We start from the raw sequence: 14,725 nt of genomic DNA, 5'->3' as shown, positions 1-14,725 counted from the left end.
AAAGGGGAATGTGTGCCCTCCATGCTTAGAAACTTACCCCAAAAAACTCTTCCAGTTTTTCCACAATGTAATCCAACTGCTCTTGACCCAACGCTGGGAATGTCCCCAACCAGAAAGTCTGATTCATCACCACATCGGTATTAGTCAAATCACCACTGACACGGAAATTACGGCCTGACATATAAGGTTGCTTCGTCAGATTGCCTGCAAACAGCAAACGCGTACCGATTTTGTTTTCCTCCAGGAAGTTGATCAAATCGGCTCGCTTCACACCAGCACTCACCTTAACAATCAAGGGAAAGCCAAACCAAGACGGCTCACTATTCGGAGTCGCTTCCGGCAAGTGCAGAAACTGCTCGACGCTAGCCAGGCGGTTCTTCAGATACGCGAAGTTAGCCCGACGCTTGGCGATGAACTCCTCGACACGGTCCATCTGCGCTAGAGCACAAGCAGCCTGCATGTCGGAAATCTTCAGGTTGTAACCGAGATGACTGTAGGTGTACTTGTGGTCATAACCATCGGGCAGATCCCCGCCGAGGTCTTTTTTCGTCCAGCAGAAGCGCTTATCGCAGGTATTGTCTTTGCCAGGTGCGCAGTAGCAGTCGCGGCCCCAGTCGCGGAAGGACTCGGCAATCAGTTTCAATTCAGCATTGTTGGTGAACACCGCCCCACCCTCGCCCATTGTGATGTGATGGGCCGGGTAAAAACTTAGAGTACCGATATCACCGAAAGTACCAACCATCTGACCTTTGTAGGTGGCTCCCAAAGCATCACAGCAATCTTCTACCAACCAAAGGTTGTACTTCTTGCAGAGCGCAGTCACCACTTCCAGATTGAAGGGATTGCCCAAACTATGGGCCAGCATGATGGCCTTGGTCTTGGGAGTAATGGCAGCTTCAATCTTGCTGGCGTCAATGTTGTGTGTTGCGAGATCCACATCAACAAACACCGGGACAGCACCGAACTGGAGGATAGGATTGACCGTCGTCGGGAAACCGGCTGCCACGCCGATGACTTCGTCACCTTGCTTGATGGCACGATCGCCCAGCTTGGGGCTGGTCAGTGTCGAGAATGCCACCAGGTTGGCTGAGGAACCAGAGTTCACTGTAATCAGATACTTCACACCCAGAAACTTGGCCAGCCGCTCTTCAAACATGGTATTGAAACGACCGGTCGTCAGCCAACCATCCAGCGAGGCATCCACCATCAGCTGCAGTTCTTTGGCGCCGATGACCTTGCCCGAAACTGGAACAGCGCTTTGGCCGGCTACAAAGGGTTTGGGCGCGTGGGCGATTTCAGCATATTGCTGCACTAGCTCGCTAATTTGCGAGCGGAGTTTATCGAGTTGCGGCTGGAAATTAACGGTAGATGCTGTACTCATTTTTTACTCTGATATTGTGTGATTTGATCAAGGCAACAAGCGCGCATATCTGCGCCGGACAACCAGGCCTGATGCCAGTCAGTAATGTGGGAAAGCGCAGTTTGCAACGACCATCGTGGCGACCAGTGCAGGCGTTGCCGTACTTTGGAAATATCCAACTTAAGGTAGCTGGCCTCATGCGGGTGATCACCCGTCTGCAAAGACCATGTCGCGCCCCGCCCCCAAGTTTCGCAGAGTTGCTCGACTATCCATTGAACGGGACGTGCATCTTCATCGCAGGGACCGAAGTTCCAGCCCTCCGCATCGGCTTGACCATTTTCGTACAGCCGCTCTGCCAGCAGGAGGTAGCCCGATAGCGGTTCCAGCACATGCTGCCAAGGACGAATGGCATGTGGATTGCGAATCTGAACGGCATGCTGTTTTTCCAAAGCACGAAGGATGTCCGGCACCAGCCTATCCAATGCCCAATCGCCACCACCAATGACATTGCCTGCTCGCGCCGTCGCCATGGCAATGCCTTCATTCTTGAGAAAGGACTTTCGATAGGCACTACTCACCAGTTCAGCACAACCCTTGCTATTCGAATACGGATCATAACCGCCCATCGGCTCGTCTTCTCGATAGCCCCAGAGCCATTCCTTGTTCTCGTAGCATTTGTCAGTGGTGACATTGACGATTGCCCGAACACTGCCAGCCTTACGTGCGGCCTCTAAAACATGCACGGTGCCCATAACATTTGTGGCATAGGTTTCAACAGGCTGCTGATACGACAGACGAACCAAAGGTTGTGCTGCCATATGGATCAGAATTTCGGGCTGAAAATCTGCAACTAATGCACAGATTTTTTCATAGTCGCGGATATCTACGACCTGATGATCCATGCCCTCAGCCACTCGGGCTACATCAAACAGTGCAGGTGTCGTGGGCGGCTGAAGCGCGGCACCTCGCAGTTCTGCACCCATAGCCTGAAGCCAGAGAGAGAGCCAACTACCTTTAAAGCCAGTATGCCCCGTCAACAGTACGCGTTTGTTACGCCAGAACTCCGGCCTGGTTTGCTGCGGTATCACTTCGAACCCCATTTTTTCCAGGGGGCCTTGCCACTTATCCAGAGTTCTTCCAGCAAATGCTTGTCCCGCAGCGTATCCATAGGCTGCCAGAAACCCTGGTGTTCATAGGCCATCAGCTGCCCATCCTCAGCCAACTGCATCAGTGGCTCCTGCTCCCAAATAGTGGTGTCGCCTTTAATATATTTCAGTACCTTAGGACTCAAAACAAAGAATCCTCCATTAATCATAGCTCCATCACCTTTCGGCTTTTCCTGAAAGCTCATGACCTGACTGCTCTGGATATCCAGCGCACCAAACCGTCCTGGCGGATAGGTGGCAGTTAAAGTCGCTGCTTTTCCGTGCTGGCGATGGAATTCAATTGTCGCCGAAATATCGATATCACTGACGCCATCACCATAAGTAAAGCAAAAAGCCTCTTCATCCTTAACATAATCGGAGACCCGTCCCAGCCGCCCCCCAGTCATGGAGTCATCCCCGGTGTCGACCAGCGTCACCTTCCATGGCTCCGCACGCTTTTCATGCACGTGCATACTATTGGCCTGCATATCAAATGTCACGTCCGACATATGCAAAAAGTAATTCGCAAAATATTCTTTAATAAAGTAGCCTTTATAACCGCAACAAATAACAAAGTCGTGAATACCATGATAAGAATACATTTTCATGATATGCCAAAGAATTGGCTTGCCACCAATTTCCACCATTGGCTTAGGACGAACAGATGTCTCTTCGCTCAGTCTCGTACCGAGCCCCCCTGCAAGAATCACTGCCTTCATTTTGTCCTTTCTATTCGATCAATTACTTGCCGAGCACACAAAGGCATCGGAGTAAAATCGCTTGGCTGGCAATCCAGCCTCCATGAGTATTTTTTTGGCGTTATGGATCATCGCGTCTGAACCACAAGCGTAGACCACCGCATTGCTCCAATTAGGAGCTAAATCAAGCATCACATGCTGAACATAACCCGTTTTACCTGCCCAATCATCATTCGCACGCGACAAAACTGGGATATAGTTATGCTCTCCCGCAATATTGGACACATCCAGATAAAAATCGCTGGGCTGCCGCCCTCCCCACAATACCGTTACAGATCTAGGTTTTTTCTCAACAGGCAGATGTGCGATAGACTCCAACATAGACTTAACCGGAGCGATGCCAGTCCCCGTGGCAAGGAAGTATATGTCGATACTCTTGGTTTCTCGCAACAAAAAGGTACCAAGCGGTCCATTAAGGCGCAGAAGGTCATTGACTTTGGCCCGATCAAACCAATACTGGCTCATTTCACCCCTATCAACCTCACGGATATGGAGTTCGAGCGTCTTGTCAGAAAAATTGAAGTTAGCCAACGAATAACTTCGCCGTATTCCCCCAGGGCCAATCACATCAATGTACTGGCCTGGGATAAATTCGAAACTTGCTGCCGGAGGAAGGCGCAACAAAACCTTGACAACATCATCAGCAAGTCGCTCCAAAAATGATATGCGGCAAGGTATAGTTTTAGATACGGGAAAGGAGATTCCACCAAGATCATCTACTTCGAGTTCGATGTCTGATTGTGCTGATCGTACACAAGTCAAAATCCAGCCTTCTTCCAGTTCCTCAGAAGTAAGACCTGTCTCCTCAAACAAAGGAGTTGTCGAGCCACTCAAGACCTTTGCTTTGCAAGTACTACAACGGCCTGTTCGACAACTATAGGGAAGCCTTACCCCAGAGGTTGTTGCAGCATCTAGTAGCGAAATATTTCTCTCAACTTGGAATTGACGCCCATCTGCTAGTTTAACGATTGTCACAACAGTTATTTACCCCACTCAGACATTGACGTCGCAATCATTTTTTCATGCAACACACATTATTTTTTACTATTGTCCGATATTCCTTACACACCAACATCCAAGACAAACCTACGGAGGCAAACCCCACCACCCAACTTTGGGCCACAACATTTATTTTCGGTGAGTTCATTGAACGTTTCTTCCGTAGCAATCTTCAAATCGAACAATATCATCTTCACCCAAATAGCTACCTGATTGTACCTCGATAATTTCTAGCGGAATATTGCCCGGATTAGCTAGCCGATGAATCTCCCCCAAAGGAATATAGGTCGACTGATTCTCTGTCAACAGAACGATTTTCTCACCATTGGTAATTTCTGCAGTGCCTTTAACAACAATCCAATGCTCTGCCCGGTGGTGATGTTTTTGCAGGCTCAGACTAGCTTTGGGTTTGACCAAAATTCTCTTGACCTTAAAGCGTCCGCCTTCGTCGATACTATCGTACCACCCCCAAGGGCGGTGAACTTTGCGGTGAAGAGTATGTTCGACACGCCTTTGCTTTTGGAGTCCGCTAACAATATGCTTGACATCCTGACTGCAGGACTTGTCAGCCACAAGAACCGCATCGGGGGTTTCAACTACGATAATGTTCTCTACTCCAACCAGGCTCACTAGCCGACTAGTAGCATGCACAAGGGTATTACGGCTGCCTGTGGTTAGTACATCGCCAACGTGGGCATTGCCAGTCTCGTCTTTGGGCAGAACCTTCCAGACGGCATCCCATGCTCCCAGGTCATTCCAGCCAGCATCAAGTGGCACCATCTTGATAGGGAAGGTACTTCCGGGACAATGCTCCATCACCGCGTAATCAATGGACTCGGAGGGGATCGTGGCAAACTCGTCTTTATCTGGCCGAATAAACTGTACATCCGTCGAGCGGTTACCCCAAGCCAGCCTTGTTGCAGTCAGAATATCAGGTCGGAATGCCTGAAGTGCTTGCAACCACACAGAGGCTTTCAGCACAAACATGCCCGCATTCCAATAATAATTGCCGGCCTCCAAATAGCCCTTAGCTGTTTGCTCATCTGGTTTTTCAACAAATCCCAGGACCGCCTGCACCCCAACACCTACTGTTGAGCTGTCAACCTGGATATAACCGTACCCCGTCTCTGGTCTGTCAGGCGTCACCCCCAAGATAACGATGTTATCGTTTGACGCTTCTTTGATCGCCACCTGCATGGCTGATACAAACGCGCTTGAATCGCTCACTGTCTGATCAGCGGGGACAACTACCAGCACTGGATCGTGCCCTTCTTCTGTCGCGGCCAATGCCGCAAGCGTGAGTGCTGGCGCGGTATTTCGCCCTACGGGCTCAAGTAAAGCGCCCCCCAGTTCAATACCGATTTCTCGTAGTTGCTCTACAGCCAAAAAGCGATGATCCTCACCAGTCACAATCAACGGCGAGGAAAGCTGTATGTTGACATCAGCCAAATCACACAAACGTTGCGCGGCTTGTTGGAACAGGCTTTCATTACTAGTCAAGCACAGAAATTGCTTAGGAAAACCCGTTCGAGAGAGTGGCCACAAACGGGTGCCAGAACCGCCACAGAGGATGACAGGTGTAACGTTAGTCATGTTTATTGTGCGCTTTCACTACTTTGATTTTCGGCTTCGGCTTTGAGCATTTCGATTTCAGTTCTCAGCGCCTCATACTCTTCCATCTTACGCTGCAAGAAACGGTGCGTAATAGCAGATTTTTCGGCGATACCACTTGGAGTGAGAACATAGACGTAGCCAAATTTATTCTTGGAATAGCCAAAATTCTTCATTTTTACTAGCCCTTTTCCCATCAGAGCTTTCAAACAATAATTTAGACCACCCACACTGACACCCAGCCTTTCAGCCAGCTCACGTTGAGTGAGATCTGGATTTTCTTGCAGGATGCGCATTACGCGAAAATAGGTATCCTCCTGCAATCTTGCTTGGCGACTGGTCATAAAGTCTAAGCATTACCCCAATATGGCACTCTGTACAAAAACAATTTCAAATACCTCTCATCTCGCGTCTAGACAAAGCAACTTTGATCACGACAAGAATACGCACTGTAAGAACTTGAACATTGGACCCAATGTTATACCAAGAGGTCCACACACTAGATTTCTCTAATAAGAACCAACATACTTATAGACCATTACTTTTCACGAACTAAGCAGCTATCACAAGCAGCACTAGATTAAGCCAAAAGTAACGTGAAATCGAACTCATTATAACAGGGGAGCATTTCAAAGAGGTTTACAACACCCTATTATCAATATGCAGCAAATCGTCGCAAGAATACTTTCAGTAATGACTTACAGCTACCAAATTCCGAGGTATCCCAATACCCCTTCTGCCGCCTGTCGTCCGTCGAATACGGCCCTCACTACTAAGTCTGCGCCGCGAACCATGTCGCCGCCAGCAAAAACCTCGGGATTGCTAGTCTGACAATTATGCATCCCGCGGCCGCCAGCGCGGGTACGACCACTAGGGGCGGTGGTAATGCCTTGCTTTTCCGCCCATGAAACAGCTTCCACCTGAAAACCGAAAGCGATGATAACATGGTCACATTCTACGGTTGCTTCGCTACCGGGCACAATCGCGGCGTTACGGCGACCGTTAGCATCCGGCTCTCCCAAGCAGGTCTCAGCCAGTCTAATCTTCAGCACACCATCCTGCCGCCGCTCAATTCCGAGCGGCTGCCGGTTCCACAAGAAGTCAACGCCCTCCTCCTTCGCATTTGCCACCTCACGCTTGGAGCCCGGCATATTCGCCTCATCTCGACGGTAGGCGCAAATCACACTTTTCGCGCCCTGGCGTATCGCGGTACGATTGCAGTCCATCGCGGTATCCCCCCCACCCAACACCACGACGCGTTTGCCTTGCATCGTGATCGGCTCTTCGCCAGCCGGCAGCGTACCCAGCCCCTGACGCACGTTGTTGATTAAATAAGGCAGGGCTTCCAACACTCCGGGCAAATCCTCTCCAGGAAAGCCGCCCTTCATATACTTGTACGCGCCCATGCCCATGAAGATGGCGTCGTATTGTTCCAGCAACTCTTCTATCTGGACATCCTTGCCGATCTCGGTATTGAGCACAAACTCCACCCCCATGCCCTCCATGATCTCGCGGCGGCGCTTGATCACGGATTTTTCCAGCTTGAACTCTGGAATGCCAAAGGTCAGCAGGCCGCCGATTTCCTCGTAGCGGTCAAACACCACCGCCTTGACGCCATTGCGCACCAATACGTCGGCACAGGCCAGGCCGGCCGGGCCGGCGCCGATTACCGCCACTGTCTTGTCCGTCCACACCACCTTGGACATATCCGGACGCCAGCCGGCCTTGAAGGCCTCGTCGGTAATGTATTTCTCGATGCTGCCGATGGAAACCGCGCCAAAGCCGCCCTGGTTCAAGGTGCATGCGCCTTCACACAACCTATCCTGCGGGCAGACCCTGCCGCAGATCTCCGGCAGGCTATTGGTCTTGTGCGACATTTCCGCCGCCTCGAACAAGCGTCCCTCCTCCACCAACTTCAGCCAGTTGGGGATATAGTTGTGCACTGGGCACTCCCATTCGCAGTACGGGTTGCCACAGGACAAACAGCGGCCGGCCTGATCCGCCGCATCCACGCTGTGCAGCGGCTGGTAGATTTCTTTGAATTCGATCTTGCGCACCGAAGCGTCCACCTTGTCGCCAGGGTTGCGCGAAAGCTTCATGAATTGGAAAACATCGCTCATGGTTGTTTCCTGTCTTGCTGGGGCCCATCGCTCGCAGGCGACCGGGCTTTGAATTAGGTAGGGCGGAACGACGTCTCAGCCGCCCCGCCTTGCGCGTCTTAGTCCTTGAGCAAGCTGTCGAGCTTGGCCGCCTTGGGTTTGACCAGCCAGAAGTAATCGACGTAATCGTCGAAATTCTCCAGCATTGCCTTGGCCGTCTCGGAACCGGTCAATTCAACGTGCTTAGCGATCTTTTCCAATAGATAGGCGCGGTACATGCCCATGGCTTCGCCATTGATCAGGTGGATGTCGATCAACTCGTTGTTGTAGCGGTAGGCAAATTTCTCATTCGGGTCGTAAACGAAGGCGAAACCACCGGTCATGCCTGCGCCGAAGTTGTAGCCGGTTTCACCCAGCACGATGACGCTGCCGCCGGTCATGTATTCGCAGCAATGATCTCCGGCGCCTTCAATAACAGCCAGCGCGCCAGAATTGCGCACCCCGAAGCGTTCGCCAGCCACGCCTGCGGCGAACAACTGGCCGCCGGTGGCGCCGTACAGACAGGTATTGCCGATGATGATGGATTCGCCTGCGCGGTAAGCCGCATTCTTGGGCGGATAGATGGTAACGCGACCGCCGGCCATGCCCTTGCCCACGTAGTCGTTGGCGTCGCCTTCCAGCTCCAAGTGCAGACCGGACGCGTTCCATACGCCAAAGCTCTGTCCGGCGCTGCCGCTGAACTTGATTTTCAGGCAGCCGAACGGCAAACCGGCCGCGCCGTGGACGCGAGCGATTTCTCCGGACAGGCGCGCGCCTATCGAACGGTGGGTGTTCTCGATTGGGTAGCTCAGCTCCAGCATCTGCTTATTGTGGATGGCCGACAGCGCGTCCTGCAGAATGGTCTCGGCCAATTCACCCTTGTCGAACGAAGGATTACTGGCGCTAATGCAGAAGCGCGGCTCACTGTCCGGCACCTGCCCCTGAGACAGCAGCGGGCTCAAGTCCAGCTTGGCCTGCTTGGCGCTGGCACCTTCCACGCATTCCAGCAGGTCCATCCGGCCAATCAACTGCTCCATATTACGCACACCCAGCTTCGCCATCCATTCCCGCGTTTCCCGAGCGATGAACAGGAAGTAGTTCATCACCATTTCCGGCAAGCCGGTGAAGTACTTGGAACGCAGCTTGATTTCCTGAGTAGCGACGCCGGTGGCGCAGTTGTTCAGATGGCAGATACGCAGGTATTTACATCCCAGCGCCACCATCGGCCCGGTACCGAAGCCAAAGCTCTCCGCACCCATCATCGCCGCCTTGACTACATCCAGGCCGGTCTTCAAGCCGCCGTCGGTCTGCACCCGTACTCGACCGCGCAGGCCATTGGCGCGCAACACCTGTTGCGCTTCGGACAGGCCCAGCTCCCACGGCGAGCCGGCGTACTTGACCGAAGTCAGCGGCGAGGCGCCGGTGCCACCGTCGTAGCCGGAGATGGTGATCAAATCGGCATAGGCCTTGGCCACGCCGGCGGCGACGGTGCCGACACCGGGCTCGGCCACCAGTTTGACCGACACCAGCGCGGAAGGGTTGACCTGCTTGAGGTCGAAGATCAGCTGCGCCAGGTCTTCGATCGAATAAATATCGTGGTGCGGCGGCGGCGAGATCAGGCTGATGCCTTCCTTGGCGTGACGCAGCCGCGCGATCAAGCCGGATACCTTATCCCCCGGCAGCTGGCCGCCCTCTCCCGGCTTGGCGCCCTGGGCCACCTTGATTTGCAGCACTTCGGCATTGACCAGATAATGCGGCGTCACGCCAAAACGTCCCGAGGCCACCTGCTTGATCTTGGACATCTTCTCGGTGCCGTAGCGCGCGGCGTCTTCGCCGCCTTCGCCGGAGTTGGAGCGGCCGCCCAGCCGGTTCATCGCGATTGCCAACGCTTCATGCGCCTCCGGCGACAAGGCCCCCAGGGACATGCCGGCGGAGTCGAAACGCTTGAGGATGGCTTCCACCGGCTCCACCTCGTCGATGGAGATAGGCTCGCCCAGCGGCTTCACCCGCATCAAGTCGCGCAGCATCGCCACCGGCCGTTGGTTCACCGCCTCGGCGTATTGCTGATAGGCCTGGTAGTCATCGTTCTGCACCGCTTTTTGCAGCAGGGTCACCACTTCGGGGTTATAAGCGTGGTATTCCTCGCCATGCACGAACTTGAGCAGGCCGCCCTGGGACAAGGGCCGCACCGGATTGAAGGCGAAGCGCGCCAGTTGACGCTGATCCTCCTCGAAATCGGCGAAACCAGCGCCGGACACCCGCGACACCGTGCCCTTCAGGCATAGCGCCACCACGTCCTCATGTACGCCCACCGCTTCGAACAGCTGCGCGCCGCGGTAGGAGGCGATGGTGGAGATGCCCATCTTGGACAACACTTTGAGCAGGCCCTTGTTGATGCCCTTGCGGTACTGCTGCAGCGCTTCGTTGCTCTTGAGTTTGACTTCGCCACTCTGCACCAGGTCGATGATGCTCTGGTAGGCCAGATAAGGATAAACCGCGGTGGCGCCGTAGCCGATGACACAGGCCATCTGGTGCGCGTCGCGCACCGCGCCGGTTTCCAGCACGATATTGGTCTTGCAGCGCTGGCCGCTGTCGATCAAGGCGTGGTGCACCGCCCCGGTGGCGAACAGCGCCGGGATAGGCAGGCGCTGCGCCGTCATGTGGCGGTCGGACAGCACCACGATGACCGTGCCTTCCCGCACCGCGTCCACCACATGCCGGTTCAGGCTCTCTATCGCCTGACACAGATCGGTTTCGCTCGGGTCGTAGCACAGGTCGAAAGTCGTCGCCTTCAGATAGGGCTCCGGCCGGGAGGTGATGCGGGTGAACTTCTCGTGCGACAGCACCGGCGAGCGCACTTCCAGACGCTTGGCGTGTTCGGCGCTCTCCTCGAACATATTGCGTTCCGGACCGAACACCGTGTTCAAGGACATCACCACCGCTTCGCGGATCGGGTCGATAGGCGGATTGGTCACCTGGGCGAACTGCTGGCGCAGATAGTCGAACGGCGAGCGCACTTTCCGGCTCAGCACCGCCATTGGGGTGTCATCGCCCATGGAGCCCACCGCTTCCTGACCATCCTCGGCCAACACGCGCAGGATCTGGTCGCGTTCCTCATAACTGAGATTGAACAGTTTCTGTAGCCGCAGCAGTTCGTCCTTGGACAGCGGCTCGACGCCGACATCGTCCTCTATCGACAACTCCAGATACTTGGCGCTGTCCTTGATCCATTGCCGATAGGGCTTGGCGCTCTTCAACTGCGCGTCTATCTCCTCCGGCAGCAGCAATTCACCAGTGGCCAGATCCGCGGCGAACAACTGGCCCGGTTTGACCCGGCCCTTGCGTACCACATTCTCCGGCTGGTAGTCCCATACCCCCACTTCAGAGGCAATCGTCAAGATATTGTCGCGTGTCAGCACCCAACGCGCCGGACGCAGGCCATTGCGATCCAGCATGCAAGCGGCGTAGCGGCCATCAGTGAGCACAATGCCGGCCGGGCCGTCCCATGGCTCCATATGCATGGAGTTGAATTCATAGAAGGCGCGCAGATCCTTGTCGGTGGAGTCCACGTTCTGCCAAGCCGGCGGCACCAGCAGACGCAAGGCGCGGAATAAAGGAATACCGCCCATCAACAGGCCTTCCAGCATATTGTCCAGCGACATCGAATCGGAGCCGTCGGTCTGGACAATGGGACGAACCGCGTCCATGTCCAGATGCGGAGACGCCATGATGCGCTCGCGCGCGCGCGCCCAGTGGCGGTTGCCCTGCACGGTATTGATTTCGCCATTGTGGGCGAGGAAACGGAAGGGCTGCGCCAGCTTCCATTGCGGCCAGGTGTTGGTGGAGAAGCGTTGGTGGAATACCGCCAGGCTGGATTCGAAGCGGGGATCGTTCAAGTCCAGAAAGAATCTGGGCAGGTTTTCCGGCGTCACCAGGCCTTTGTAGGACAAAGTGTGCGGTGACAGCGTCGGCAGATAAAAAAACGGGTCGTCTGCCTTATTGGCTTTCTCAGCCTGGCGACGACCCATGTATAGGCGGCGTTGGAACATTAATTCGTCCATGCCGAATGGACAGTTCACAAAGACCTGGACCATGGCGGGAAGCGATGCCAGCGCCGCCTCCCCGCAAGCTCCGCTGTCCGTGGGAACCTGTCGGAAGCCGGCCACCTCCAAGCCCTGGGCTTCCAGGAATTCGCGCAGTCGACGCAAGCTGCGCTCACCGCGCTCTGATTCCGGATGGTGGAACACCAGACCGGCGGCGTACACTGCCTTCAGCGACAGGCCCGCCGCCGCGGCCACCTCGCGCAGAAAGCCGTCCGGCTTGCGGAACAGCAGGCCGCAGCCGTCGCCGGACTTGCCGTCGGCGGCCACGGCGCCGCGGTGGGTCAGCTTGGCCAGCGAGGAAATGGCGGTATTGACCAGCCAATGACTGGGTTTGTCGTCGAGTTGGGCGATCAAGCCAAAGCCGCAACTGTCCTGTTCGAAATCCGGATGGTACAGGGTGCCCTGCAGCCAGCGTTGTCTGTCCATATCTTTGTCCTGCTTATAATGTGAAACGAATGTTTCGATTCTAAGGGCAAGGAGCTTGACCCTGCAACCGGTTTTTGTGCAGCGCATTAGATGATTAAAATCATCAAGTTACAAATGTTTTTTTTGAATTTTCACATAGAGAAAATTCCAAAACTCACGGAGAAACTTGTAGTTTTGTGACGCATAAGTTCAATAAAACGACTGTCAAGCCGCATTGTCAAGGACATCCAAAACCGCCATTTCAATAGAATAACGAATATTGTCAGACAAAAACCAAATGCCTATTCCATCACCAGCCCCTTCCAATCAGGATCTGATCCGCCATCTGGCCGAGCAGGCCCTGTCCCGTTCCGCCGGCGCTCCCTTGGTTGGCGGCAACCAGGTGGAACTGTTGTATGACAGCGTGGAGAATTTCCCGGCCTGGGAACAGGCCATCGCCTCCAGCCGGGACTCCGTGTTCATCGAGATGTATATTTTCGCCAACGACGCGTTTGGCCTGCGGATGCGGGATCTGCTGACCGAGCGTGCGCTCGCCGGCGTCAAGGTCTGCGTGCTGTATGACTGGCTGGGCAGCTGGAAAGCGCATTTGGGCAGCTTTTTCAAACCCTTGCTCGCGGCCGGCGCCGAGCTGCGCGCCTACAATCCGCCTTCCTTGACATCCGGCCTCAGCATGCTGGGGCGCAATCACCGCAAGCTGATCGTGATAGACCGCCGCACCGTGTTCGTGTCCGGGCTGTGCATCAGTTCCAGTTGGGAAGGACGGCCGGAACGCGGGCTCGCGCCTTGGCGCGACACCGGAGTCAAACTCTGCGGCCCCCTGGCGGCCGACGCGCTGGCGGCTTTCGCCGACAGCTGGGCCAGCTGCGGCAGCCCGCTGCCCGAAGCCTGGCTGTCTCCGCCTCCGGAACCGGAAGAAGCCCGCGGCAGTGTGGCCGCGCGCCTGATCGCCACCACCCCGGCCACGGCGCAGATGATGCGGCTGGATTTACTGATCGCTTGCTTCGCCCGCCGCACCTTGTGGCTGACCGACGCTTACTTCATGGGCACCAGCATGTATCTGACCGCGTTGAAGCAAGCGGCGCGCGATGGTGTCGATGTCCGCTTGCTGGTGCCGCGCTCCAGCGATATCGGCTGGATCGCCACCGTGTCGCGCACCCAATACCGTCCGTTACTGGAAGCGGGCGTGCGCGTGTTCGAATGGGACGGCCCGATGATCCACGCCAAGACCGCGGTAGCGGATGGGCGCTGGGCGCGCATAGGCTCCACCAACCTCAATCTGTCCAGTTGGCTGGCCAACCGCGAGCTGGACGTGGCGGTGGAGGATCAGGCGCTGGCGGAAAAGCTGGCCCAACAGTTTCTGCTGGACCTGGACCACTCCACCGAGGTTATCCTCGCCGGTCAACGCCGCCGGCCAACGCTGACCAAGCCACGCCCCAAGGACTATCACGGCCTGCTGCTGCCGCCGCGCACCGCGGCGATCAGCGGCGCCAGCGCCGCCGCGCGCCAGGCGGCGCGCATCGGCGACGCGCTCGGCGTGGTGGTGCGCGGCACCCGCACGGTCGACGCCAGCGAGGCCTCGGCCTTCCTGACCATAGGCGTGGCGCTGCTGATCTGCGCCGGCCTGATCGCCTTCTTCCCCTGGCTGGTGGCCGGCCCACTGCTATTCCTGCTGCTGCTCAGCGGCGGCGCCATCGTGGCCAAGGCTTGCGGGCTTTACTGGTCGCGGCGTGGCAAAAAACAACAGCCGCCACTGCCGCGCCAGCCATCTCAAGATGCTGACAAAGACAATCAAAACAGCCAGTTGGACGACTAGGCCTGCGGCGAAATGCACGGAGGCGGGACAATAAAGCCTGCTGGCCCAGCTTTTTTTCGGCCAAACCTTTTGTTGCGCAACAACATGACAAGCAAAAGGTCTAAAATGCGCGCTTTCTTGGGATGTTCTCCAGGCCGGCAGACGTGAAGGCCGCGCGGATTCCGCCGCGACCAGCCACGGACCGCGGCGCAAAGCGCCCTGTTTTTATTCGCGCCTCAAGGCCAGCCTCCATGGCGGCGGCGGACCCAGGTCTGCCCGTGCGTACAGAACTGCGCCCCAACGCGCACCGAGTGACACCGCAAAGGGTTACAGGTGCCCGCGGCCCCGGTTCGCTGTCCAGCGCTCCGGCGGCCCAGCTACGCGTCCCGCCCT

Annotated in this window: 9 protein-coding genes; 1 reads left to right on the top strand and 8 read right to left on the bottom strand. The window is 55.8% G+C overall.

Features of this window, described 5'->3' with window-relative positions; translation table 11 throughout:
- Positions 1-25: 25 nt before the first annotated feature.
- The 8 genes from rfbH to gltB all read right to left on the bottom strand — a co-directional run bounded on the left by rfbH (position 26) and on the right by gltB (position 12,540).
- Positions 26-1,381 carry a lipopolysaccharide biosynthesis protein RfbH gene (gene rfbH, locus VI26_RS09630; protein WP_048409505.1) on the bottom strand — a complete coding sequence of 452 codons (1,356 nt, stop codon included), beginning with the start codon at positions 1,379-1,381 and terminating at the stop codon, positions 26-28.
- On the bottom strand, positions 1,378-2,460 hold the full coding sequence (gene rfbG, locus VI26_RS23815; RefSeq protein WP_082150986.1) for a CDP-glucose 4,6-dehydratase: 1,083 nt from the start codon (positions 2,458-2,460) through the stop codon (positions 1,378-1,380). The genes rfbH and rfbG overlap by 4 nt, the downstream gene beginning before the upstream one ends.
- Positions 2,445-3,224 carry a glucose-1-phosphate cytidylyltransferase gene (gene rfbF / locus VI26_RS09620; protein WP_048409503.1) on the bottom strand — a complete coding sequence of 260 codons (780 nt, stop codon included), beginning with the start codon at positions 3,222-3,224 and terminating at the stop codon, positions 2,445-2,447. The genes rfbG and rfbF overlap by 16 nt, the downstream gene beginning before the upstream one ends.
- Before the next feature lie 18 nt (positions 3,225-3,242).
- Complete coding sequence (locus tag VI26_RS23810; protein ID WP_082150985.1) at positions 3,243-4,238, bottom strand: 2Fe-2S iron-sulfur cluster-binding protein; 996 nt, start codon at positions 4,236-4,238, stop codon at positions 3,243-3,245.
- Between the two features lie 168 nt (positions 4,239-4,406).
- Complete coding sequence (locus VI26_RS23805; protein WP_082150984.1) at positions 4,407-5,855, bottom strand: mannose-1-phosphate guanylyltransferase/mannose-6-phosphate isomerase; 1,449 nt, start codon at positions 5,853-5,855, stop codon at positions 4,407-4,409.
- 2 nt (positions 5,856-5,857) lie between these two features.
- The gene (locus tag VI26_RS09605; RefSeq protein ID WP_048409500.1) at positions 5,858-6,217 is read right to left on the bottom strand and encodes a MarR family EPS-associated transcriptional regulator; all 360 of its coding nucleotides are present in this window, start codon (positions 6,215-6,217) and stop codon (positions 5,858-5,860) included.
- A 360-nt stretch (positions 6,218-6,577) separates the two neighbouring features.
- On the bottom strand, positions 6,578-7,993 hold the full coding sequence (locus VI26_RS09600; RefSeq protein ID WP_048409499.1) for an FAD-dependent oxidoreductase: 1,416 nt from the start codon (positions 7,991-7,993) through the stop codon (positions 6,578-6,580).
- 98 nt (positions 7,994-8,091) lie between these two features.
- Positions 8,092-12,540, bottom strand: coding sequence for a glutamate synthase large subunit (gene gltB, locus VI26_RS09595; protein WP_048409498.1), 4,449 nt, complete (start codon positions 12,538-12,540; stop codon positions 8,092-8,094).
- Between the two features lie 277 nt (positions 12,541-12,817).
- On the opposite strand from gltB, the gene VI26_RS09590 reads away from it, so the two are divergent.
- On the top strand, positions 12,818-14,353 hold the full coding sequence (locus VI26_RS09590; RefSeq protein WP_048409497.1) for a phosphatidylserine/phosphatidylglycerophosphate/cardiolipin synthase family protein: 1,536 nt from the start codon (positions 12,818-12,820) through the stop codon (positions 14,351-14,353).
- Positions 14,354-14,725: the final 372 nt, after the last annotated feature.

The organism is Chromobacterium sp. LK1 (genome assembly GCF_001043555.1).
GTDB classification, from domain to species: domain Bacteria; phylum Pseudomonadota; class Gammaproteobacteria; order Burkholderiales; family Chromobacteriaceae; genus Chromobacterium; species Chromobacterium aquaticum.
Note: the sequence above shows the minus strand (reverse complement) of the source record. Positions and strands in the feature narration are given on the sequence as shown.

Coding starts and splice junctions, on each gene's coding strand:
- rfbH (WP_048409505.1), bottom strand. CDS start 1,381: ATGAGTACAGCATCTACCGTTAATTTCCAGCCGCAACTCGATAAACTC.
- gltB (WP_048409498.1), bottom strand. CDS start 12,540: ATGGACAGACAACGCTGGCTGCAGGGCACCCTGTACCATCCGGATTTC.
- VI26_RS09605 (WP_048409500.1), bottom strand. CDS start 6,217: ATGACCAGTCGCCAAGCAAGATTGCAGGAGGATACCTATTTTCGCGTA.
- rfbF (WP_048409503.1), bottom strand. CDS start 3,224: ATGAAGGCAGTGATTCTTGCAGGGGGGCTCGGTACGAGACTGAGCGAA.
- VI26_RS09590 (WP_048409497.1), top strand. CDS start 12,818: ATGCCTATTCCATCACCAGCCCCTTCCAATCAGGATCTGATCCGCCAT.
- rfbG (WP_082150986.1), bottom strand. CDS start 2,460: ATGGGGTTCGAAGTGATACCGCAGCAAACCAGGCCGGAGTTCTGGCGT.
- VI26_RS23805 (WP_082150984.1), bottom strand. CDS start 5,855: ATGACTAACGTTACACCTGTCATCCTCTGTGGCGGTTCTGGCACCCGT.
- VI26_RS09600 (WP_048409499.1), bottom strand. CDS start 7,993: ATGAGCGATGTTTTCCAATTCATGAAGCTTTCGCGCAACCCTGGCGAC.